The 23857-nt window shown below is 45.3% G+C and carries 24 protein-coding genes and 3 riboswitches; of the genes, 20 read left to right on the forward strand and 4 right to left on the reverse strand.

Going from position 1 to position 23857, the window contains the following annotated elements:
* Positions 1 to 96: 96 nt before the first annotated feature.
* A riboswitch (glycine riboswitch) is annotated at positions 97 to 195 on the reverse strand.
* 3 nt (positions 196 to 198) lie between these two features.
* A riboswitch (glycine riboswitch) is annotated at positions 199 to 293 on the reverse strand.
* 470 nt (positions 294 to 763) lie between these two features.
* The 3 genes from gcvH (at position 764) to cls (ending at position 3378) form a co-directional block, all read left to right on the forward strand.
* A complete protein-coding gene (gene gcvH, locus ACFQZR_RS05245; RefSeq protein WP_379343484.1) occupies positions 764 to 1156 on the forward strand; it encodes a glycine cleavage system protein GcvH in 393 nt (130 codons plus the stop codon).
* Between the two features lie 326 nt (positions 1157 to 1482).
* Positions 1483 to 1884, forward strand: coding sequence for a MarR family winged helix-turn-helix transcriptional regulator (locus ACFQZR_RS05250; RefSeq protein ID WP_379343486.1), 402 nt, complete (start codon positions 1483 to 1485; stop codon positions 1882 to 1884).
* A 75-nt stretch (positions 1885 to 1959) separates the two neighbouring features.
* A complete protein-coding gene (cls, locus tag ACFQZR_RS05255; protein WP_379343488.1) occupies positions 1960 to 3378 on the forward strand; it encodes a cardiolipin synthase in 1419 nt (472 codons plus the stop codon).
* A 59-nt stretch (positions 3379 to 3437) separates the two neighbouring features.
* Here cls and ACFQZR_RS05260 read toward each other — a convergent pair whose 3' ends face one another.
* Positions 3438 to 4256: a Cof-type HAD-IIB family hydrolase gene (locus ACFQZR_RS05260; RefSeq protein ID WP_379343490.1), complete on the reverse strand. Its 819-nt coding sequence runs from the start codon at positions 4254 to 4256 to the stop codon at positions 3438 to 3440.
* A 167-nt stretch (positions 4257 to 4423) separates the two neighbouring features.
* Here ACFQZR_RS05260 and ACFQZR_RS05265 point away from each other — a divergent pair, with 167 nt between their 5' ends.
* The 10 genes from ACFQZR_RS05265 to ACFQZR_RS05310 all read left to right on the forward strand — a co-directional run bounded on the left by ACFQZR_RS05265 (position 4424) and on the right by ACFQZR_RS05310 (position 14471).
* A complete protein-coding gene (locus ACFQZR_RS05265) occupies positions 4424 to 5401 on the forward strand; it encodes a LacI family DNA-binding transcriptional regulator (protein ID WP_379343492.1) in 978 nt (325 codons plus the stop codon).
* Positions 5402 to 5416: 15 nt separating this feature from the next.
* Entirely contained in the window at positions 5417 to 5959 is a 543-nt protein-coding gene (locus tag ACFQZR_RS05270; protein WP_379343494.1) for a GrpB family protein, read from the forward strand.
* Positions 5960 to 6504: 545 nt separating this feature from the next.
* Positions 6505 to 7569 (forward strand): LacI family DNA-binding transcriptional regulator, encoded by a 1065-nt coding sequence (locus ACFQZR_RS05275; protein WP_379343496.1) that lies wholly within the window; start codon positions 6505 to 6507, stop codon positions 7567 to 7569.
* Between the two features lie 9 nt (positions 7570 to 7578).
* Complete coding sequence (locus ACFQZR_RS05280; RefSeq protein WP_379343498.1) at positions 7579 to 8850, forward strand: Gfo/Idh/MocA family protein; 1272 nt, start codon at positions 7579 to 7581, stop codon at positions 8848 to 8850.
* 166 nt (positions 8851 to 9016) lie between these two features.
* Entirely contained in the window at positions 9017 to 10339 is a 1323-nt protein-coding gene (locus tag ACFQZR_RS05285) for an ABC transporter substrate-binding protein (protein ID WP_379343500.1), read from the forward strand.
* Positions 10340 to 10426: 87 nt separating this feature from the next.
* Complete coding sequence (locus ACFQZR_RS05290; protein ID WP_379343502.1) at positions 10427 to 11359, forward strand: carbohydrate ABC transporter permease; 933 nt, start codon at positions 10427 to 10429, stop codon at positions 11357 to 11359.
* A gap of 15 nt (positions 11360 to 11374) precedes the next feature.
* On the forward strand, positions 11375 to 12214 hold the full coding sequence (locus ACFQZR_RS05295) for a carbohydrate ABC transporter permease (protein WP_379343504.1): 840 nt from the start codon (positions 11375 to 11377) through the stop codon (positions 12212 to 12214).
* Between the two features lie 119 nt (positions 12215 to 12333).
* Positions 12334 to 12930, forward strand: a complete 597-nt coding sequence (locus ACFQZR_RS05300; RefSeq protein ID WP_379343506.1) for a histidine phosphatase family protein — start codon at positions 12334 to 12336, stop codon at positions 12928 to 12930.
* Positions 12931 to 12954: 24 nt separating this feature from the next.
* A complete protein-coding gene (locus tag ACFQZR_RS05305) occupies positions 12955 to 13680 on the forward strand; it encodes an HAD family hydrolase (RefSeq protein ID WP_379343508.1) in 726 nt (241 codons plus the stop codon).
* On the forward strand, positions 13677 to 14471 hold the full coding sequence (locus ACFQZR_RS05310; RefSeq protein WP_379343510.1) for a DUF817 domain-containing protein: 795 nt from the start codon (positions 13677 to 13679) through the stop codon (positions 14469 to 14471). Before ACFQZR_RS05305 ends, ACFQZR_RS05310 begins: the two co-directional genes overlap by 4 nt.
* Before the next feature lie 86 nt (positions 14472 to 14557).
* On the opposite strand, the gene bluB is transcribed toward ACFQZR_RS05310, so the two are convergent.
* Positions 14558 to 15217 carry a 5,6-dimethylbenzimidazole synthase gene (bluB, locus tag ACFQZR_RS05315; protein ID WP_379343512.1) on the reverse strand — a complete coding sequence of 220 codons (660 nt, stop codon included), beginning with the start codon at positions 15215 to 15217 and terminating at the stop codon, positions 14558 to 14560.
* A 236-nt stretch (positions 15218 to 15453) separates the two neighbouring features.
* On the opposite strand from bluB, the gene ACFQZR_RS05320 reads away from it, so the two are divergent.
* From ACFQZR_RS05320 to ACFQZR_RS05335, 4 genes are all read left to right on the forward strand, one after another.
* Positions 15454 to 15702, forward strand: a complete 249-nt coding sequence (locus tag ACFQZR_RS05320) for a DUF2164 domain-containing protein (protein WP_379343514.1) — start codon at positions 15454 to 15456, stop codon at positions 15700 to 15702.
* 105 nt (positions 15703 to 15807) lie between these two features.
* Positions 15808 to 16242 carry an L-fucose mutarotase gene (fucU, locus tag ACFQZR_RS05325; protein ID WP_379343516.1) on the forward strand — a complete coding sequence of 145 codons (435 nt, stop codon included), beginning with the start codon at positions 15808 to 15810 and terminating at the stop codon, positions 16240 to 16242.
* A complete protein-coding gene (locus tag ACFQZR_RS05330; protein WP_379343518.1) occupies positions 16239 to 17090 on the forward strand; it encodes an amidohydrolase family protein in 852 nt (283 codons plus the stop codon). Before fucU ends, ACFQZR_RS05330 begins: the two co-directional genes overlap by 4 nt.
* Positions 17091 to 17223: 133 nt before the next feature.
* A complete protein-coding gene (locus tag ACFQZR_RS05335; RefSeq protein WP_379343520.1) occupies positions 17224 to 17394 on the forward strand; it encodes a hypothetical protein in 171 nt (56 codons plus the stop codon).
* Positions 17395 to 17435: 41 nt separating this feature from the next.
* Here the strand turns inward: ACFQZR_RS05335 and ACFQZR_RS05340 are convergent, their stop codons facing one another.
* Both ACFQZR_RS05340 and ACFQZR_RS05345 read right to left on the reverse strand, forming a co-directional pair.
* Positions 17436 to 17750, reverse strand: a complete 315-nt coding sequence (locus tag ACFQZR_RS05340) for a DMT family transporter (protein ID WP_018758010.1) — start codon at positions 17748 to 17750, stop codon at positions 17436 to 17438.
* Complete coding sequence (locus ACFQZR_RS05345; protein WP_379343523.1) at positions 17750 to 18091, reverse strand: DMT family transporter; 342 nt, start codon at positions 18089 to 18091, stop codon at positions 17750 to 17752. The genes ACFQZR_RS05340 and ACFQZR_RS05345 overlap by 1 nt, the downstream gene beginning before the upstream one ends.
* 85 nt (positions 18092 to 18176) lie before the next feature.
* Positions 18177 to 18285: riboswitch (guanidine-I (ykkC/yxkD leader) on the reverse strand.
* Positions 18286 to 18436: 151 nt separating this feature from the next.
* Between ACFQZR_RS05345 and ACFQZR_RS05350 the strand changes: the two genes are divergently transcribed.
* The 3 genes from ACFQZR_RS05350 (at position 18437) to ACFQZR_RS05360 (ending at position 23836) form a co-directional block, all read left to right on the forward strand.
* Positions 18437 to 20158 carry an RNA polymerase sigma factor gene (locus ACFQZR_RS05350; protein WP_379343833.1) on the forward strand — a complete coding sequence of 574 codons (1722 nt, stop codon included), beginning with the start codon at positions 18437 to 18439 and terminating at the stop codon, positions 20156 to 20158.
* A 132-nt stretch (positions 20159 to 20290) separates the two neighbouring features.
* The gene (locus ACFQZR_RS05355) at positions 20291 to 21784 is read left to right on the forward strand and encodes a stalk domain-containing protein (RefSeq protein ID WP_379343525.1); all 1494 of its coding nucleotides are present in this window, start codon (positions 20291 to 20293) and stop codon (positions 21782 to 21784) included.
* Positions 21785 to 22075: 291 nt separating this feature from the next.
* A complete protein-coding gene (locus tag ACFQZR_RS05360; protein ID WP_379343527.1) occupies positions 22076 to 23836 on the forward strand; it encodes an ABC transporter ATP-binding protein in 1761 nt (586 codons plus the stop codon).
* Positions 23837 to 23857: the final 21 nt, after the last annotated feature.

A 23857-nucleotide genomic window follows, 5' to 3' on the forward strand; every position in this document is an offset into this window, starting at 1 on the left:
CCTCATCTGATTGGATTGTGTAGAGCGCACGCGATAACAACAAAAAAGGACAGGCAAAAGAAACGATAGATGCCGCTACGCATCCCATTTCCTTCGCTCTGTCCTTTGTACCTGAGAGTTACCTTATGGGCGGTTCTCCCATAAGTTTCCCCTTGGGTGACTCGATCGGCTAGAAGCCTCGAATACTCTCCAGAGGTGCGTCCGGTAAAGGTCCTTTTGCCTGAGAGATTCACCTATGCAGGCTTACTCCTTCGGCGTTACCTATGTTCGGTAATCTCTCCCGTTACCATCATCCGCTATTAGAGGTTGTTCAAAAAGTCATCATTTGATCACGAAGTAGATCAGGATGCATATTCGACATCGAATCTTGCAATCACCCTTGAAGAGCTAATGCTTACGAAGTATGTTTCCTTTGGAAACATTTCAGGTACTCATTTAGGTATCTCCTAAACTCCGTGCCTCTGAAAGTTTTTCGAAGAAAAACTCGCTACGGAAGCATACGCCTTTCGGGTTCTCGCAACCTTCTCGGTGCTGAAATGCCGACTTTTTGAACACGCACTATTATTTTTCCATTACTCCATTAATACTCGACCGTTCACCACATTGTCAATCAATTTTTTTGGTAATGAAAATAATTTAATACCGGATATTGACAGTCTTGTTCTCGTTGTTCTACGCTAATAGGGAATTAGACCTCCGGAGCTAAGACAAGCAAACGATATGCAATCCGATACAGTGACATTTCGAGAAAAGAGGCGTTCAGATGAGTGAAGTAAAACCAAACTTGCGGTACAGTGAAGAGCATGAATGGGCTGAAGTGATCTCGGAGAATACGATCCGAATTGGCATTTCCGATCATGCGCAGCATCAGCTTGGGGATATTGTATTCATTGAATTTCCTGAAGTTGGCTATGAAGTGACAGCAGGAGACAGCATGGGATCGATCGAATCGGTAAAGACGGTCTCGGAATTGTACAGCCCTATTACGGGAAATGTGATTCGCGTCAACTCGCAATTGGAGACAGAGCCAGAACTCGTGAACAATGAGCCTTATGCAGGTGGATGGCTTGTTGAGGTGGAGGTTGACGGAACGGCGGAAGATGCAGTTCAACATTTGTTAACGGCAGATGCTTATACAGAGCTGACCAAGGACTAATGGTATCGTGAATAGTGAATATTTCTAAGTAGAAGAGTTGATTCGCGGTGAGTATGCGGCGGACAGCTCTTTTTTGCCATGTCTCCCGTAATTTGTAGTATACCGGGGGATTCAACCCACCACTCCTGAGTATACCGTGTATCGAAAAAGACGACACTGACTCTAAGTGATATATCAGATAATTTGCGATGGTGCTCATCTTCATTGACACTTCAACGTGAACATGATAATTTTAGATTATCTAATTGTTGATGATCAAAAATAATTTTGATAAGGGTTTTTGGGGAGGAACTATGGAGTCATATCTAGAAAGATTTCAGAAAGCAATGGATCTCGTACACAAGAAATTGAATAGTGAAGTGATGGAGAAGCTTCCCGCTGGGATTACGCCGCCTCAGATCATGATGCTGTTTCGTTTGTACAAATTAGGATTGTGCAAACTATCACAGCTCGCTGAATGTCTGGAAGTGAAGCCAAGCTCGATTACAGTCATGATCGATCGACTGGAGAAGAGCGGTTATGTCGCACGTCAATCCGATCCGAATGACCGTCGTATTGTACTCGTACAGCTCACGGACAAAGGACATGAAATTTTGAAATCAACAGGGAAGCTACGTGATCAAGCGCTTGAACCTTTAGTGCAAGACCTTACGAAAGCTGAATTGGTCACGCTCGTCGAGACATTTGAGAAGATCACCTCGAAGTTCACGAATCAGGACAAAGAATAGAACTTGTAGCATTAAAATCAAATGGATTAGAAGGGCGGGCCAGACAATTTGAATATATGGAGCTCTGGTTTTTCAATGCTCTCAATATTGAACATGGTCCTGGCGATCGCGGTCATCTTCATTGAGAGACGTAATGTCGGAAATACATGGGCTTGGCTAATGGTCCTGTTATTTCTCCCAGGGATTGGATTTATACTTTATCTTATGTTCGGTCAGAACATTAGCAAACGTAAAATCTATAAGATTCCCAAAGAACAGCATGAAAATATGAATCATATGGTTCGAGCACAGCAACAGCTTTTCAGAGAGGGTCAGATTAAGTTCCACGATACATCCATCACGGATTACCAGGATATGATCTACATGAATTTGTCAGCGGCCAAATCGATCCTTACGCAAGATAACGATATTACGATTTATACGGATGGTCATGAGAAGTTTGATGCGCTCATCGAATCGATTCTGCAGGCGGAGCATCACGTGCATGTGATGTATTATATCGTTCGGGACGATCATCTCGGGCGCCGACTGTTGGACGCACTAACGCTGAAAGCACGCGAGCATGTTCATGTTCGATTTTTGTATGATGATATTGGGAGTGCAGGCTTGTCGAAGGATTTCTTCAAACCGCTTATTGAAGCGGGCGGCCAAGTCGCTGCCTTTTTCCCGTCGCGGATACCTTACGTGAATTTTCGATTGAACTATCGGAATCATAGGAAGCTGGCCATTATCGATGGGACGATCGGATTTATTGGCGGATTTAACGTGGGGGATGAATATCTCGGTCTAGATTCCCGTTACGGCTACTGGCGAGATACCCATTTGAAGGTGAATGGAAGCAGTGTGTTTCAGATGCAAGCACAATTCATTATGGACTGGGATCTGGCCTCGACACAGCGTCTAACAGAGATGGAGCAGTATTTCGTCCCTGTGGAGCGTTCGGGTCTTAATGCGATGCAGATCGTATCCAGCGGACCCAATAGTACCCAAGAACAGATCAAGAATGCATGTATCAAACTCATTAATTCCGCGAAAGAAACGTTGTATCTGCAATCACCGTATTTTGTGCCGGATGAAACGATGCAGAATGCACTTCGGATGGCCATTTTGTCTGGGGTGGATGTTCGGATTATGATACCGGCTGTTCCAGATCATAAAATCGTGCATCTGGCAACGTACTCATACTTAGGAGAGCTGCTTAAAATCGGGGCAAAGTGTTACCTGTACCAGAAAGGGTTCTTACATGCCAAGACGATGGTCGCTGATGGCAAAGTTGCTACCGTAGGTACAGCGAATATGGATATCCGCAGCTTTAAGCTGAACTTTGAGGTGAACGCGTTTCTATATGGAGGAGAGGCGCCTTCCAAGCTGCATGCCATTTTTGAAGAGGATATGAAGGATTCCATCCGTCTAACACGCGAGATTTACGAATCGAGGCCGCGGTTGCATAAGATTGGAGAATCAGTGACACGATTAATTTCTCCAATCCTATAGTGCACACGCAATTACTGAATCAAATATTGTTTTAAAATACAAGAGAAACGCTTATCGCCCTATTGGGTCGACAAAGACGTTTCTTCTTGTTTTTGTAGGACAGGTGCGATTAGACCGAGTTTCACCAGCCCATGATAGATGCCGTCTTCATTGCATGAAGTTGTGATCATGTCTGCCACTGCCTTGGTCTCCGGGAGTGCATTGCCCATGGCGACACCCGTTCCAACAAGTGAGAGCATCTCAAGATCGTTGTTATTGTCACCGAAGGCATAGCTGTCTACAAGTTCAAAGTTGCCGTGTTCTAACATATTGGTAATACCAATGGCTTTGGAGCAGCCTTTGGGAAGAATATCTAACGCATACGTATGCCAAGGCAAAAATGTGAAATGGGGGAAACGGTCGATGTAATGGCTGCGCTCATCTTCTTCACAGAATACAATCGCTTGGTAGATCGGAGCACGAAGATGGAAGGTCGGATCAACCTCCGGATAGACGATTTTTGTGTCACCAAAAGAATCGCGAATGTAAGGATGGTTCGCCACACTCGATTTGAAATCGTCATGACTCACATGGGCATACGGGTGATTATTGCGCTGCATTTCGATTTGAAGCTTGATAAGCTCTTCTTGTGGAATGGGATTGTCGTAAATAACTTGTCCTTCGAAGACGACATACTGCCCGTTCATTGCGACATATGAATCGATTCCCAGCGACTGCCGAATTTCTTCGAACAAGATTGGAGTTCTTCCGGTTGCAATGGCTGTATATATGCCTTGTTGCTGAAGCTCATGAATGGCGATGCGAGTTGATGCTAGAATTTCTTTATTTTCATTCAGTAATGTACCGTCAATATCGAAGAATACGATAGGTCTTCCCATGATAACATTCCTCCTCTATGATGATATAAGAAATGGTGCGGCCATGACGCCCAATGAAGGTAATGACCGCATTTGATGACTGCACTGGATGTTACAACTTCATGATAAAATATGAAAAGCTTTTCAGGTCAAGAGTCTTTTTTCAGAAAAGGTGGTGAACGTGTTTCATGGCCAATATTAAGGAAATCGCAAAATTAGCGGGTGTATCGATTGCAACGGTATCACGTGTACTGAATCAGCATCCTTATGTGCGAGAAGACAAACGGGCCGCTGTCCTTGAAGCGGTGGAGAAGCTCAATTATTCGCAGAATATGAATGCGGTCCATCTCGTGAAAGGGAAGACATCGATGATCGCCGTCGTCTTGCCGTATGTGAATCACCCCTATTTTGGGGGTATTACTGACGGGATCGCCAATGCTTCCTTAGCGTGTAATTACAAGCTAATCCTATGTCAGACAGATTATCGGGCAGAAGAAGAACAGAAGGTGCTTGATATGCTTCGTATGAAGCAAGTTGACGGCATTGTTTTCTGTTCGAAAACGATGACATGGGATGAAATTGAACCCTATACGGTCTATGGCCCGATTATTGCCTGTGAAAATGCAGGGGATCGTGCGGTTTCATCCGTCTTTATCGATCATTACGGCAGCTTCAAGCTGGGGATGGATTATTTGATTGCTAAAGGGCATCGGAAAATTGGATATTTCATCGGTCGCGGAGATAGCTACATTAATATGAACCGAAAGCGGGCTTATATGGATGCGCTTCAAGCGATTGGCGAGGAGCCTTACGCAGAATGGCAATTCGAGCGCATATTCGATTTTGAACGCGGGGTTGAAGTGGTTCGTAGGCTCTTAGCCATGAAGAACCGACCGACGGCGATCCTCGGGAGTGGAGATCATCCCGCTGCTGCGATCGTCGCAGAAGCTAGAAAGCACGGCATTCGTGTCCCTGAGGATTTAGCAGTGATTGGATCGGATAATCACCCCATTGCGGAGGTGCTTGGCATTACGACAATCGAACTATCGATGTATGACGTTGGGAAAAATGCCTTCGAAATTTTATTCGAACGGATGAATGATAAGTCGTTGCCTTCAATGCGAAAAGAGTTGACGTATCGGCTAATCGAGCGGTCGACTGTCTGAGGAAGGAGGAGTAAAATGGAGCCCATTGAAGTCGTGGTATACCGACCCGAGTGGAAGAATCAATTCCTGGAGCTGGGAAGTGCTTTGCGCAGTGCACTAGGTGATAACGTATTTCGAATTGATCACGTGGGATCGACTTCTGTGGTCGGGTTAGCAGCGAAACCGATAATTGATATTCAAATATCTGTTCCAAATTTGAGTGAAATGGAAACATATCAGACAATTCTGGAACGTGTAGGTTATCGTTACCGTGCAGATAATGACGACCTTAGCAAACGTTATTTCCGTGAGGTGCCGGGAAAGCCAAGAACCCATATTCATGTTCGTCAAGCAGGCAGCTGGTCGGAGCAATTGAATTTATTATTTCGTGATTATTTAAGAAGACATCCCGAAGCATGTCATACATATGGACAAGTAAAAAATCACCTCGCGGAGCTATATCGCGATGATCGCGAAGCTTACGTTCGCGGGAAGGAAGATGTGGTCTGGGCGATCCTCAGGGAGGCCCATATCTGGAGTATGGCTGTTGGTTGGAAGCCAGAGAAATCGGATGCTTAGTTTTACATGAACAGGTCCATCGATTTGGTCAGCTCTCTGGCTATATTGCGGTACAAGATGGGGACGATATTCCTGTGAAGCATGAAATTGAATTCGAGATGATATTGCGGTAGGAGATATGATAATGATGAGAAGGTCGAGCCCAAGGGATCGGCTTTTTTAACGATCTACAATACGAACTTACGTTCTGATAAAATGGTGAAAGAACATAACAACGAAAAAAGGTGAGATATATTATTTTGCGTGAAATAAAAATACGTGTTTGCACATGATTATCCTACGTCCTCGCATCATCCATACGTTTGCGGTATCTATCTTCGTTATTCTCTACCCATCCATACCACATATCTAAATATTGCGAAAGCGGTAAGCATCATTAAAACATCTTGACAAATAAAATCCAACAACTTAGTATTTGGGCCCAAATATACCCAAAAATATACGTTGACACCTCCCCGAATGCCCCTTATATTAAATGTAAATCACCCAAATTTGGAGAGAATAGTGACATCTAGAGATAATAGAAGGAGTATGGGAGGTGGAACATGCCGTCTTTGAAGGATATTGCCCAAATGGTTGGGGTATCGATTTCCACGGTATCTCGCGTCATCAATAACGATACGAGTAAGCATATCAGCGTGGATACGAAGAACAGAGTATGGGAAGCTGTGAAAGCGTTGAACTATAAACCGAATGAAACACCAAGACGTTTGATGCAGAAGAAAATGAATCAAGTCGAACCAGAATCACAACCGCGAAGAATTGGATGTATTCTATCACTTCCGAACAATAAGTATAACCATCCGTATTTCTCGCCCATTCTGGCTGGCATTGAAGATAAACTGAAAAGCCTGGGTTGTGTGATGCATTTCATTCGAACGGAAGATGAGATTCGTGAAGATCTGGAGAATCATCAATTCGAAGGTGATGGGAAGCCGGATGGCTTGATTTTCGTCGAAGGCGTCGAGAAATCACTCTATCAGAGGTTAAAAGAAGTTGTTCCATTCAGTGTTGGGATTGATATCTCTGACCCGACGGTACCCGTGATTGCTTATGATCGTGTGATCGCGGCGAAGGCTGCGACCCAACATCTAATTGAACAGGGTCATGAGCAGATTGGTTTTATCGGTGGTGTGGGTCTAACAGGAGACATGATGAGGGAGAAAAGATTCCGAGGATTTCGCGAAGCCTTAGAGCGTGCCGGTCTTCCGGTAAATTCAGATTGGATCATGAACTCCGAATGGGATGTCGATCTCAGCTATGCACGTATGAAAAATTTACTGCACGAGCATCCGGATCATCTGCCTACTGCTATGTTCTGTGCGAGCGACATGATGGCGATTTCAGCGATGAGAGCGGTTACAGAGGCAGGTTTGCGTATCCCTGAAGATATTGCATTTATTGGTCTTGATAATATCGATTTTGCCAAATATACATCTCCAGCACTCTCATCTGTACATATTCCGAAATACGAGATGGGGCTGGCCGCAACGAAGACGCTTCTAGATTGGATGGACGGAGCGTATCCGATGCCCTTTAGAATGGTATTACCCTTTGAACTGATGATAAGAGAATCCTCTATTCATAGCCAAATTCTTATCGAAAGGTAGTGTAAACGTATGAACAAAATTACAGCAATCCTATTAGGTGCAGGAGACCGAGGTGCTAGAGCCTATGGTCCTTATGCCATCAATTTTCCACACGAGCTGCAGATTATCGCTGTAGCCGAGCCGAATGAAGAACGTAGAGTGAGCTTTATGCAAGATCATGGCATCCCAGAATCGATGGCATTTACCGATTGGAAGGATGTCCTGAATAAGCCGAAAATGGCAGATGTCATGATCATTTGTACCATGGATCGCATGCATTATGAACCTACTTTGAAGGCACTCGATCTCGGTTATCATGTTCTGCTGGAAAAGCCAATGTCGCCAGAACCGCGTGAATGTATCGAGATGGAGCTTGCAGCGAAACGTAACAACCGACTTCTAATCATTGGACATGTGCTTCGTTACACGAGTTATTGGTCCACAATCAAACGTATTATTGACGAAGGACGAATCGGTCAAATTGCTTCAATCCAACTGAATGAAAATGTCGAGCATATGCATATGTCCCATAGCTTCGTTCGCGGCAATTGGAACAATTCGGATGTGTCAAGTCCGATGATTCTCCAGAAATCCTGTCATGACATGGATGTGCTCTCATGGCTTATGAATCAGCCGTGTATGCGAATTAGCTCTTACGGATCACTGATGCACTTCAATGAGAAGAATGCACCAGAGGGTGCTCCGCTTCGTTGTCTTGATGGCTGTCCTGCGGAACTTACTTGTCCTTATCACGCTGCACGTTATTACCTCGGTGAAGGCAAAGGATGGGCACGTAAGTTCACGTTAGACAACAGCCGCGAAGGCATTTTGGAAGCGCTTCAGACGAATGATTACGGTCGTTGTGTATACCATAGCGACAATAATGTCGTGGATCACCAAGTGGCGTCTATGGAATTCGCAGATGGTGCGACAGCAACCTTCAGCATGTGTGGGTTCACACATAATCAGACACGCACCGTTCAGATTATGGGTACCAAAGGCGAAATTCGCGGCGATATGGAGAATAACTCGTTCACGATTTATGATTTCCTGACGAAAGAGCAGCAGACGATCAAAGTCAATCCGGGCACATTCGGACATGGCGGAGGCGATGAAGGTATTGTGAGAACATTCCTGAAAGAAATCCGTGAGTATGACGGCGGTGAAGGTCTTACTTCGGCATCGGCATCTGTACGCAGTCACTTGATGGCTTTCGCTGCGGAAGAATCAAGATTGAATAACGGCAAAGCGATTGAAATTGATGCTTATTACAGAAGCTTCATTCCGGAAGGCGCAGTCTAGAACGAAACATCATGTATATTCCATCAAGGAGGTGGTATTCGATTCGCAGCAAGGCTAGATGTTGATTGGAACCATAGCATATTGAACCATGACAGTGTAGTCAATCGATTCACCCGAGGCATTAAGGCACACAAATCATATGAAATGATTATGGGGGGACTTACGGATGAAACGGATTTTTATGCTCACATTGCTTGCACTAATGGTTACGGTCGCTGGATGTTCAGGCGGCGGCACTTCATCAGATGATGGAGGGAAGACATCAACATCAACGGAAGGTCAAGGCCAGACGGATTCGAATACGACTGACTCGAAGGAAACGGTCACGATCACTTATGCAGGATGGGGGGCAAGTGGTTATAAAGATGCCTACTCCATGATTGTCAAAGCGTTTGAAGAGAAGCACCCTAATATTAAAATCAAGATTGAAGACACGCCGAATAAGCAATATTGGCAAAAGTTAGAGACAGCGGCCAACGGCGATAATCTGCCGGATGTGTTCTGGATGAATGGTCCGAGATTTATGCAATATGCCGCTAATGATATGCTGATGCCGCTTGGCGATTTGATCAAGCAAGACAATTATGACATGAACAATTATCCGAAATCGCTCGTGGATTTGTACACGTATGACGGCCAGTCCTACGGTATCCCGAAGGATTTCGATACGATTGGTGTCTGGTATAACAAAGCCTTGTTCGATGAGAAAAAGGTGGAGTATCCGAACGCATCTTGGGATTGGAACAAAATGATCGATGCTGCGCAGAAGCTGACGGATCCAGCGAAAGGTCAGTGGGGAATTGCGGCGAACTTCGATTCGCAAGGTGGATATTACAACACCATCTACCAAGCGGGAGGCTACATGATCTCCGACGATAAGAAATCTTCGGGGTATGACAAGCCTGAAGCGATCGAGGGGATAAAGTTCTGGACTGATCTGATTCATAAATACAAAGCATCGCCGACGATGGCGCAAATGACGGATACGGAAGCCCTTAACATGTTTACGTCCGGCAAAGTTGCCATGTTGTGGGAAGGCTCCTGGAATGCGATTGATTTTGCGAACAATGACTATCTGAAGGACAAAATCGGTGTGGCCGCATTGCCGAAGGGCAAGCAGCAATCCGTCGTCATTCATGGTCTTGGACACGTCATGTCGAAGAATACCAAGCATCCAAAAGAAGCATGGGAGTTCCTGAAATTCCTAGGCTCTAAGGAAGTAGCGGACATTCACACGAAGACAGGCGTAGCCATCCCTGCCTATAATGGCACACAAGAGGCATGGGTGAAATCGCAGCCGAAGCTGGATCTTCAAATTTTCATCGATCAATTAGCGTATTCTAAGCCTTATCCGGTATCGAAGTACACGGCGAAATGGTCAGGACTTGAATCGGATATTCTGAAGAAAGCTTGGTCTGGAGAACTCAGTCCAGAAGAAGCTGGCAAACAAATGGCTGCGAAGATGAATGAAGCGCTAGCTGCTGAATAATAACTGTCACACGAGATAAGGCCTTGTCACTGCTAGCAGTAACAAGGCCTTATTCATCATAACAGATCATATTAGGAGGCGGCAAAGATGCAGATTGAAGCAGATGTTCGTGCACGTCAGATGATGAAGCGAAGATTAAGTCCAATGAAAACGCAAGAGTGGCTGTGGGGATATATTTTCGTCGCCCCATTGATACTCGGAATTGCCGTTTTCTATATGTGGCCCGTTATTCAGACATTCTATTTCAGCTTCACGGAATGGGGCGCATTCAACAAGTATTCGTGGAGTGGACTGAAAAACTATGAGCGACTACTACAGGATAAGGTGCTCTGGGGCGCATTTCGGAACACATTACTGTTCGTTGTATGGTCGGTACCATTAACCGTGATCTTTTCGATTATCGTAGCGGCTCTACTCAATCAGAAAGTAAGGGGACTCACAATCTACCGTACACTCTATTTCCTGCCGGTCGTAACGATGCCTGCTGCGGTATCGATTGTATGGAAATGGCTGTACAACGGTGATTATGGATTTATTAACTATATTCTCAGCTTTTTTCATATTAAAGGTCCAACCTGGTTGTCTGATCCCAAATTCGCACTCTATGCTGTCATCGTAGTGGCTGTCTGGATGGCGATCGGGAACAACATGATCATTCTTCTCTCTGGTTTGCAAGGGATATCCTCTAGCTATTATGAAGCCGCGGAACTTGATGGAGCAGGGCCGTTCTATAAGTTCTTCAACATTACTTTACCGCTTCTGACACCCACCATTTTCTTCGTTATGGTCATGCAGCTCATTAGTGCATTCCAAATGTTCGACCTGATATTCATGATGATCGGCGATAAGAGTATTGCGATCGAATCCGCACAGACTGTTGTATTCATCTTCTACAAATATGCTTTCTTGGATAATGCGAAGGGGTATGCATCGACCATTGCGATTGTCCTACTCTTCGTCATATTGATCATTACAGCCATTCAAATGAAATTGCAGAAAAAATGGGTTCACTATGAATAGGAGGGTGTTCTAGGCATGAGAGCTACAGGTGTACGAACTACGAACCGGTCGAAGTTGATTATTCACGCTTTACTCATCGTTGGCGCCGTTCTCATGATGATTCCCTTCGTGTGGATGCTGCTGACATCATTTAAATCATTAACTGAGTCTACGCATGTACCGCCAGTGATTATCCCGAAATCCTTTAATTTCGACAACTATAGTAAAGCGATGGTATCACTTCCTTTCAAGACGTTCTACTTCAACACGGTCATCACGACGGCTGCGAAGACGATTGGCCAACTCTTCTTCTGCTCGCTGGCAGCGTATGCATTCGCTCGATTATCCTTCCCGGGACGCAATATTCTGTTCATTCTTTGTCTATCGGTTTTAATGGTTCCAGGTCAGGTATTTATTATTCCGCAGTATATGCTTATGAAGCAGCTCGGTTGGATCGATTCCTTGCAAGCTTTGATTGTTCCTGGATTATTTAGTGTCTTCGGTACATTCTTGCTTCGTCAATTTTTCATGACGATTCCAAGGGAGCTGGAGGAAGCTGCGAAGCTCGATGGCTGCCATTACTTCGGTATCTATTGGCGTGTTATTATTCCACTCGCAAAGCCGGGTCTCGTAGCCTTGGCAATCTTCACCATTTTGTGGTCCTGGAATGATCTCTTGTGGCCGATTATCGTTAATACATCGATGGATAAAATGCCGTTGTCCGCGGGTCTTGCTTATTTACAAGGAGAACATTTCACGAACTTCCCTGTCTTGATGGCGGGTTCGATCCTTGCGGTATGGCCAATGATTCTGATGTTCTTGTTCTTCCAACGGTATTTCATTGAAGGGATCGCTCTCACCGGTACGAAGCAATAAGATGTCAGGGTAGGGTTGAATGAGTTTTCCATCTTTTGATAAAATAAAAAAATAGGTTGTGATAGAATAGGAAAGCTGAGAAGCTTTCCTTTTTATTGTTCATGGGGGAGGAAAATCGAATGAACAGACTGGGCTTAATTCGACATGGTGTTACCCTTTGGAATCAAGAAGGCCGATTTCAAGGTCATACGGATATTACATTGGCGTCAGAAGGGATTCAGCAAGCAGAAGCGCTTGCGTCCAGATTGCGAGAGGATGAAGGGGCATGGGATCTAATCTACACCAGTGATCTGTCACGTGCTGCCATGACCGCACAGATCATCGCAGATGCACTCGGCTTGAAGGAAATTCACTTCGATGCACGACTTCGCGAAGTGTCTGGCGGATTGCTCGATGGAACGACGGAGGAGGAGCGCGTCTCCAAATGGGGCGAGGATTGGTATGATTATGTGACAACACTCGGATTAGAGACCGAAGAACAAAGTGTAAGGCGAGGACTCCAATGTATTGAGGATATGGTGAGCCAGCATCCGGGTAAGCGAATTTTACTCGTTAGTCATGGCACGTTTCTAAGCTACATGCTGAACCGATTGATGCCGAATGATCCGAACCGACCTCACTTAAACAACACATCACTTACGACGTTGATCCGAGATGCAGAGGTATGGCAATGTGAATTGTATAATTGTACGAAACATTTGGTGGATATATCATGAAAATCGCAACCAGGAGGTGCAGACATGAAAAAGGTTTTGTTCTGGGACTTCGACGGCACACTAGGGGGCCGAATGGATGGTCTGAAAGGTAAAGCATGGAGCGCCTCGATATGGGAAGCATTGGTTGAACATCACTTGCAGCATGACGTAAATCGTGATGATATTTTGCCGCGGTTAGGGCAAGGATTTCCTTGGCAAGAGCCGGAGAAACCTCATATCCATCTGAACACCCCAGCATTGTGGTGGGCGCACATAGAATCGATCTTTAAGCAAATTTATGAGGATCTCGGTTTCTCAAATGATATAGCCAATCGACTATCCGCAACCGCGCGGATCAAATATGTGGATCTACCGATGTGGGAATTGTACCCCGATACACTGCCCGTGCTTCAATCGTTAGCCGAACAAGGTTGGTCACATATGATTGTATCCAATCATGTTCCAGAATTACGCACGATTGCAGCCCACTTAGGGCTTCAAACCGTGATATCTGAGATTGTAAACTCGGCAGAGGTTGGCTATGAGAAACCGAATCCCGAAATATTTCATATTGCGATGAAGAAGTCTGGAACGCCTCATGAAGTATGGATGATCGGTGATAACATCGATGCGGATGTATTCGGCGCACGACAGGCAGGGATTCCTTCGATCCTGGTTCGTGAGAAGGATCCGAGGGCAGAATTTCAATTCGATGACCTCTATGGCGTAGCGAAGTTTTTGGCCGTACGTGGCACGACAGGGTACCAATGAGCAGGTTACGACAACTATGGTTATTCGGATGGAATCAAGCACTCTGTTGTATATTTCCTGTCGTCATATTCTTAACGTTAGGCATTACGAAGTTCATCTCGCTACCCTACATCCATCGCTATGACTTGATTCTGCTGGTCTGCATCCTAGCGCAGATCGCCATGGTGAAGTTCAAGTTCGAGACGATGGACGAGCTGAAAGTGATCATGTTATTCCATTTGATTGGTCTCGCACTTGAATTGTACAAGGTTCATATGGGATCTTGGGCATATCCCGGAGAAGCGTGGTCTAAGATTGGTGGTGTACCGCTCTATAGTGGGTTTATGTACGCTAGCGTAGCAAGTTATATTTGCCAAGCTTGGAGACGGTTCGATTTGTACTTGGTCGCATGGCCGCGTCAGGTGATAGCTGTAACCATTGGGGTAGGCATTTATCTGAACTTTTTTACGCATCATTTCATAATGGACCTACGATGGATATGGATTGTTTTGTTATTCATTGCCTTCTGGCGGACAAAAGTTTATTATACGGTGGGTCAAGTTCGCTATCAGATGCCTCTTATCTTGTCCTTTTTTCTCATTGCGTTCTTCATCTGGATCGCGGAGAATATTTCAACCCTGCTCGGTGCGTGGAAGTATCCGGATCAGATGGCTAGATGGACCTGGGTACATCTTGGTAAATTAAGCTCGTGGTTCTTACTTATCATCATAAGCATCATCATCGTTGCTTATTTGAAACAGATCAAAATGCAAACACGAGGTATGAAAAGAGAGGAAGTTCCTCGTCCATAGATGTTGGCACAGCAAAGAACCACATCGCATCGGAGCTGGCGGCTGCCGCTGTTATGTGGCTCTAATACATAAACTGATCATGATCGTTACGTCGTTCTTGGCGTTCCCCATTGGTCTTGATAGATTAGTTCGTTCATCGCACGACGTCGCTCCCAATCGTGAATTTCGAGCAAAGGGCGATCTGGGTAAGAATCCGTATATCCTAGGGATAGCAGAGCTACAGGATCGATATGTGGTGGAATACCGAGAATGCGGCGGACATCCGGTTTCTTATAAAAGCTGACCCAGCCCATCGCGATTCCTTCGGCGTAAGCAGCAAGCCACATATTCTGAATCGCGCAGCTCACGGACATCATATCGGTCTCAGGAATGGAGTTTCGTCCGAGGACATGATCACCCGCGCGCGATGGGTCACAGGTTACGCAGATGGTCAGAGGTGCTTCCTGAATGCCAGCAATTTTAAGTGCAAGGAATTTAAGATCACGGTCTGTATCTTCATAATGAATGGCAAGCGCTCGGCGTTCCTTATCGACGATGTATGCGAGATCATCCTTCGTCTTCTGCTGCTCAATCATGATGAAATTCCACGGCTGCATAAAGCCAACGGAAGGAGCATGATGCGCACTCTCTAGAATGCGTTCTAGCGCAGCTGAAGGGAGGGGATCGGGTAGAAATGATCGTATATCCCTTCGTTTGAAGATCGCTTTATAGACACCTTGCTTCTCTTCTTCGGTTAAGTGTTCCATGGATCAACCTCCATTATTGAATTGTAGGATGCGTATCTCAATTCTAACGTATGACCGATAGGATCACAAATGGCACTGTTCAGAAAAAGTTGTTTCATTAATGTCATTAAATAAAAAAAGAATACAGATTAATTAATGAGATTAAATATGATTAGGCTTTTTGACGAACACAGTCGTGTCAGGGGTTTCGGTAGTTTATTAATGATATTAACTATTAGTTAAAAAGGAGAATTAAGATGGCCTTACCTGTTAAAATGCCCAGAGAGCAAAAAGAGATGATTATTCGCAATGTTCAGTTGTTTTTTGAGGAAGAGCGTTCTGAGACGTTAGGAAATATTGCAGCGGAATCGATCGTTGATTTTATGCTTAAGGAGCTAGCACCTCATCTATACAATAAAGGGGTAGCCGATGCGAGAAACCTGTTGATGCAGAAGATGTCGCAAATCGAAGATGAGTGCTATGCTTTAGAACAACTGATTCGTTAGTATACATCAAAAATAGACATATTTAGAGCAAAAAATATAATACCATGCCATGATCTGTACGTTATAATAGAAGCATTAATAGATTAAGGAAAAAGGGTGACCGACATGTTGAAAGGGATTTCATCAATCATTTCGCCGGAATTACTAAAAATCTTAATGGAGATGGGGCATGGAGATACAATCGTCCTCGCTGATGGCAATTTCCCATCCGCAAGTCATGCCACGCGCCTCATTCGTGCAGATGGACATGGCATACCACAATTGTTAGACGCGATTCTCCAGCTTATGCCGTTAGATACATATGTTGAACATCCGGTTGCGCTCATGGATCTTGTTCCAGGAGATAACGTAGAGACACCGATTTGGGATGAATATCGTGCGATTGTGCAACGTCATGAAGGACAAGACGTATCGTTCGAGATGATTGAACGGTTCGCATTCTACGAAGAAGCGAAGAAATGTTACGCGGTCGTCGCAACAGGTGAGCGTGCGCTGTATGCGAATATCATTTTGAAGAAAGGGGTTATCGCGTCCTCATGACAGCCATTCGAATTGATGCACATCAGCATTACTGGTCGATTCAAAGAGATGATTATGGTTGGTTAACACCGGAACTACCGACACTTTATCGAGACTATCTTCCTACAGATCTTGAAGCACTGCTCAAGGAGCATCAGATTAACGGCTCGATTGTTGTTCAAGCGGCAGAGAGTATCGCGGAGACAGACTTTATGTTGGGATTGGCTGCACAGCATCCGAGTATTCTCGGGGTAGTTGGGTGGCTAGATCTGAATGCACCAGATTATATGCAGCAATTAGAGCGATTTCGTGCACATCCCAAATTCGTAGGCGTACGGATCATGATTCAAGAAATGAAGGATAGCAATGAGGTTCTTGAACCCGGGATGCTGCAAGCGATTACAAATCTTGCAGATACGGGAGTGCCTGTTGATCTGCTATGCACGTCGAATCAACTGCATTCGGTCGTAGAGCTGCTGAAGCGAGTGCCTCATTTGCATGCCGTGATCGACCATATTGCCAAGCCACAAATTGCAGCGCAAGTATTCGAGCCATGGCGATCACAAATGGCGGAGATTGCAGCGAATCCAGGCATTTATTGCAAATTGTCAGGCATGGTGACTGAAGCGGATCATCAGCACTGGAGCTCGGAACAGATTATCCCATATATACGCCATGCGATCGACCTATTCGGGTATGACCGTATCATGTTCGGTAGTGACTGGCCTGTATGTCTGCTTGCAGCAAGCTATGATGAGGTTGTAGGTGTGCTTGAACAGTCGATGGATTCACAAGTGAGTTCAGAAGATCGCGAGAAGTTATTTGGTCGCAATGCGGCTGACTTTTATCGGTTAATTTCACAGGCATAATAATAGGGTTAGAGATCATTTACAATTACTTCATGATATGATGACATCCCGTTGATAAAGAAAAACATTCTCCTCACATTTTGATCTCATAATGGAGCTAATTCTAAGGGAACAAGTGAGGAGAATGATAACCATGATGAAATCAACAACGATTCGAATATGTACATTAGTGATGTTATCATTTGCATTAACGGCGGGGGCTGGACTATCAACAGTTGAAGCTAAAGCCGTTTCATCTGCTGCATCATCACAAATAAATGGTAAATTCACTCAGGCTTCCATAATCGGAGTATGGATCCATTAGGAAAATAGGGAACAGGATCCTGAGATCCTTGTTCCCTACTTTTATGAGATGGCTTTGAGACCGACGACCGATCCGAGGATAATGAAGATACACAAGATGCGTCGCCAATCCTTGGATTCATGGAACAAGAACATACCCATCAGCGCTCCCCCGGAGGCCCCAATTCCTGTCCAGATCGCGTAGGCCGTCCCCATTGGAATTGAGCGCATCGCGATGGTTAAGAGTGCGAAGCTGGCACCGAAAGCCAGGATCAGGTAAACGACAGATTTCCAGTTCTTATCGCGATTCACAATATTAATCATGACGACACCGAGCGTTTCACATAAACCAGCCAAGATGAGTAAGATCCAAGCCATTATGTTTCACTCCCTTCAGCTTGCTCATGATTTCCTGTTACGAGTTTCAGTCCAACGACACCAAGCAGTAACAAGAGGACGAGCAGCAGCTTCGCGAGGTTGAAGGGTTCACCGAAGAATAGCATCTCGGAAGCGACGGTTCCAGCGGTTCCTAACCCAACGAATACAGCGTAAACGGTTCCTACGGGAAGACTGCGTGAAGCGACGATGATGACATGGAAGCTGATATAGATTGCGATAATCGTACCGATCCATGCCAAGGGTGTTGAAGCATGCTTGAGCCCAATGACCCACATGACTTCAAATACGGCGCCACAGACCACTTTTAACCAATGATTCATTTGAATCACTCCTATCTCTGATTGTTATTATGAAGCAAAATGACCGAAACAAACCGAAAAAGCCCGAGAGTCATCGATGTATCGATACTCCCGGGCTTTTGTCCCTCCGTGTCAACGGCGTGAATGCCGTTCGCTTCCTCTCGGACCAGACTTGTTACCAATATGGTAACAACGGAACCCTAGGAAACTTTGCTCATGAAATTACTTGTTAGTATAATACAGTTTGTAGCGAAGCTCAATAGAAAATTTGTGCAGAAAAAAATGTTAGGTGTTTTGTCAGAAAATCATTCTATCCTGCGTCTATACCATAGATCAATGACTCGCGAGGTGCTTAACTTGAATGAAATGTTATTAAAATGGGATGAGATGGAAGATGAAATGCTCGTTCGAGAATCAAGGAATGGGAGGCAGGAGGCGTTCGGTGAGCTGGTGCGTCGACATCGAGCGAAGGTATATGGCTACGCACAGTCCATTACCCAAGAAGCATTTCTTGCGGAAGATATCGTGCAAGAAGCCTTGGTTCGTGCCTTCCTGAATCTTGGATCACTAGTGGATTCTGCGCGGTTCTTGCCGTGGCTGCATCGGATTATTCGCAATCAAGCATACACGAAACTGCGAAGTTCATCGGTAACGAGAGAGCGTGTTGCAAGTGGGTTGGTTCGGCTAGGAGATGAAGAGGCTAGAGAAGAGAACTGGCATGACCTTGATTACATTCTCTATCGATTGTCGAGAGCTACCCCGCCCGTTGATGATCAGCGGTCGAATCCCGAAGAGCGACTTATTCGTCAGGAACTGCTCGATATGATCAGTGGTATGCTTCGTTGTCTGAAGCCAAGAGAGCGGATCATCTTCGAATCGCATTTCTTCGATCAACTGTCACCGCAGGAGATTGCAAGACTGTTCCACCTGACGGATGCAAACGTGTATCAGATTCTATCCCGTTCCAGGAAGAAAGTCATTCAAGAGAGAGTTCGTGTCGTTGTTGATGACTATGTGAAATCGAGAAAGGATATGAACAATATGAAAAAAGTAATGTTAAACCCTTCTGAAGCAACGCAACAAGGATACAGCTGGACATCCGCTGCAACGATTATGCATAAGATGATTACGTTTACGGGTCGGGAGGTATCGCTGCCTGCGGTTATGGGTTATTCAGGTCATGCTTTTCGGATCAACATTATTCCAGAGGATATCCATATTGCGGGCCCTACATGCTTTTATTTCGATCGTAACCTCTCGCAAGGGATGCGGAATTTAGGTTACGAGACCCGTGTGGTCGTAGGAATCAAGCCTGCGATGGGGCCCAACGCGAATTTAGGTGATCCAGGTCAATTGACTTCCGCTGCGAAAGAAAAGAGGGAAATCCATCAAGCTCTGCCGGAAGCGCTAGAATTAATCCATCGTTCGCTGGATCGTGGTCTGCCTGTCATGACCTGGGATACGTTCATCCCTGAGTTCGGCATGATTTACGGCTATGATGATGAGCAGCGACTCCTCACGGTTCATGAATGCGGTAAAGATGATGCGGTTCCTTATGAACATTTGGGTAGAGGGATTCTTGAGGATTTGTTCGTGTTGGCGATTGAGTCACAGTATGAGATTGATGAGCGTTCGGCTCTACGGGGCGCACTAGAGATGATTCTAGATCACTATCAAGGACGTGAAGAGCAGTGTATGAATGCGGTACAAGGGCTCAGCGCCTATTCCGTATGGATCGATGCATTCCGGGGTGGGAAGATTGAGCCGAATGGGAATGCCTACAATACCGTTCTTCTCTGGGATGCGCGCCGTAATGCTGCAGCATTCTTGCATGAAGTCGCCGACACATGGGCAGGAGAGACGCCAAGTGACGGACATGTTCGGGAGTTAAGCCGGACAGCAGCGGCAACGTATACGCAAATTGCGGAACAATTACAAGAATTGCATCAGATGTTCCCATTCCCGATGGGTGGCGAACCAAATGATCCTGCTCGTGCAGAGCGTTCGATACAGATTCTGCAGTCGGTTCATGCCCTTGAAGTTCAGGCTGTAGCAACATTAGAGCAAATGAATGAGGCTTTACAGTAAGCAGTGAACGATAAATTCATAGGATCGACAAAGGCAATCCGTGTGACGGGTTGTCTTTTTGCGGTTGATAGGCTATCATAACCATAGTTTGGTAAATATACTATTTTAAGAGAATCGTAGGAGTTGAATCAGTTGGAAAAATGGATTGTATGGTTGAGTCTGTTATCGATTTGTACATTTTCAATACCGGTATATGCAGGGGAAATGCCATTAAATCAGAACATTCGAGATTTCGACACTTCATCGCTCATTAAGACGGATCTCTCCTATTGGGTATGGGGAAATAATCAGTCGGTACCGACACAAGTTGCGGCTTTAACCGATGTTGTTCAATCTTTTCCCGATCAATTGGTGATGAAGAAAGACGGATCGGTATGGTATTGGGAAGATACATCATCAGGCATTCAGATTCAACAGATGAAGGGCTTGAGCAATATCGTTGCCGTGGCCCCAGGTTGGAGAGGATCAATAGCCTATAATCAGACGGGGAAAGTCTATTATTTGTCGAAGACAGAGGGACGATTTACACCGGGGCAAGCGGATTATGCAGAGCTGCGCGAAATTGATCATGTCGTGGATATTAGCAGCTATTATGATCAAGACAGCGAGTTTCACTGGTTGTTCGTCTGTGATGATGGCCGACTTTTCCAGAGCAATGAGCAGCTTGATGCCATCGTGCCTGTTGAGTCGCTGCGCTCCGTGAAGGAAGTTGAGGAGAGTATTGTGCTTCAATCAGATGGTACGGTGCTTCAACTCAAGAATAACAGAAATGAAGATGATCGTGCGAACGCAAAAGGAACGGGAGAACTCCAATTTGCATCAGTTGAAGGGTTAACCGGCATCCAGAAGATTGCATCAAAAGGCGGTTCTTATCTTGCGATTGATGGGCAAGGACGCGTTTGGTTCTGGGGCGTGACCTATACGGGCTATTCCGATGGCACCACCTTGCACCAACAACCAAAGGCGATCCATTTATCGGGTCTGAAAGGAAAGGCACGAGAAGTCTATATTGTTGAACGAACGTTGGTTGTATTGGCTGAGGGTGGAAATGTATATGGAACGTCGATCGATCAGCTTGCATCGTTATCTACGAATATGCCATGGAAGCTCATTGCAAGTGATGTTCAAACGATTAAAGCCAGTACGCGTCATATGATTATGATGAAATACGGGGGATCGCTGTGGGGTTATGGTGTTAATAAGAATGGGCAACTGGGGCACGGGGATTACGAATTTATGCATGACAACCCCGTGAGCGTACAGAAGCCTGTGTCTGTGGAGTATAACGGCGAGATCATTCAATTGAATAATGGCGTGATCATTCAGAACGGACAGGCTTTTATACCCCTTCGTTCGGTGTTCGAGAAAATTGGTGCTGAAATCGGGTGGGACATGGCAACGAAAATTTCGACCTTGGAGCAAAAGAAAGCCGACCCAGCGGTGAGCATACGGATTGACTTCCGATCGGGTGAAGTAACGAAGAACGGTGAGAAAGTAACGCTATTGAATAAACCTTTTGTCCTGCAAAGTACGGCGTATCTGCCATTACGATTCATAAGCGAAGCGCTAGGAGCCAAGGTGGAATGGAATCAAGAGGTGGGCAAGATTGTGATTACAATGAAATAAATAGAATGGGAAAGAGGTAAAAGCTTAATCCTGCAACATGTGCGTGCGTTGCTGGGATTAAGCTTTTTGTTTGTTGCATGGCATAAAAAAAACACCGTGCGGTGTCTGGTTTGCATTTTTGGGTGGGTTCAAATAGAGCCTGCCTATCCCGGTTCCCTATAATATTAGTATAAACTGGGATTTATTATAAGTCTATACTTTTAGCGAATTTTTCTATATTTTATACTATGCGGCTGAAAACATACAAAATGGCGGTGATTACATATTAGTCATGTTAGGTTGTTGAAATGGATGAATCATGCGATGTTCTATTGTTTTCGCAATGCCTTCTTGATTCTGTACCGAAAAGAGCGGCGTCCTGTTCTTGTCTTAGCGGTTACGATGCTATTATCGATTCCGATCATGCCACTCGAATTTATTCTAGTTCAATCTTTTATAGATCAAATTGGGGCATGGACAGCAAGTGATTCGATGGGTTCCATTCTTATGGCAGTGGTGTGGATTGGGGTCCTTATGTTCGTGAACAATATCGTACTTGGGGTACCCGTCCCACTCGCCATGACACGCTTGAATGAGGTGGGCACGTTAGAAGAACAACGAATGATTGTGGAGAAGACGTCAAAGCTACCGCTATTATCCATCGAATCTGCGACTGTGAAAGATTTACGAGAACGCGCAGTACAGGTTTCTATTTATGAGGTATATCATACAGGTCTTCAGATCCTCCAATTGTCGTTGCAATTATCCCTTCTCATGCTTCTTATTCTCCAATTCGGGCAATGGATTCCCGTCGTTACTGTGGTTGCAGTTGCCATCTTATTATCATATGTATCGGGTAAATCTGCAGCAAGTCTTGAGCACCTGCAGCGGGCGCAAGCCTCTCGCCGAAGGATGATACGATATTATGCTGACCTTATGACAGAGCGAAGCAGTGCTAAAGAAGTAAGAATGTTCGGATTAGGGTCCTTATTTATGAATAGGTGGAACGCGCTATATCAGAAGCAATCGAAGGATAGAATCAGGGTTGTTCGAGCTTCAGAGATCCGCAAGTTCGGACCGGAGCTGCTATTGGCAGTGATTGCTGGTCTACTTATAGCTTTGGTCATTCTCTTGCCTGGGTCGAAGCAAATGACATCTGGTGACTTCGCACTCCTCTATCTCGCATTGACGACGGTGCTATCCCAATTGCCGGAACTGATTAATCAAGTCACTACGATGAAGCGGCATGCGATGAAATGGCAGGACTTTCGGGCTTATCTTGATCTCGAGGAAGATCCGTGTATACGCGAAAATGATATACATGTGGAAAAGGGAGCGTGCAACCTACAACTATGTGTTCAGGACATTTGGTTCCGATATCCCGATTCGGAGGTTGATTCGATCCAAGGCATTAGCTTTACAGTGCCGCCCGGATGTCGTGTCGCGTTGGTTGGCGAGAATGGTTCAGGAAAATCTACCTTAGTTAAGTTGATTCTTGGCCTTTATCCTCCAAATGCGGGGGAAATAACATGGCTTAATACGAGGGAAGGGTCGAAAGAACATGTGACTGGAAGTGCTTCGATATCTGCCGTGTTTCAAGATTTTACGCGACTTCATTTGACCGTTAGGGAGAACGTCGGCCTTGGTAATGTCGGAGTGATGGCGCATGATGTGATGTTGCTCGACTCTTTGGAGACAGCGGGAAGTAAATTTACTAATTTAGAAATGCAGCTCGGTGTACCTTTTGGCGGAATTGATCCATCGGGTGGCGAATGGCAGAAGATTGCTACAGCACGTGCAATTCTACGGGATGCCTCCTTTATTGTATTCGACGAACCAACTGCTGCGTTGGATCCCCAAGCGGAGAAGGCTGCATTCGAGCAGTTCATCCAGTTAACCGAAGGTCGATCCGCGCTGTTAATTACCCATCGGCTTGGCGCAGCCAAATTGGCGGATGTGATCCTCGTCATGCAGGAGGGTCGTATTGTCGAACAGGGAACTCATGATGAATTGATGCTGTTGAATGGCGAATATCGCCGGATGTTCGATGTGCAAGCATCTTGGTATGTCTAGATGAAAGTGGGGGGAGTTGGG

Origin of the sequence: Paenibacillus sp. GCM10027629, from assembly GCF_042676425.1 — a bacterium.
GTDB lineage: Bacteria > Bacillota > Bacilli > Paenibacillales > Paenibacillaceae > Paenibacillus_K > Paenibacillus_K terrigena.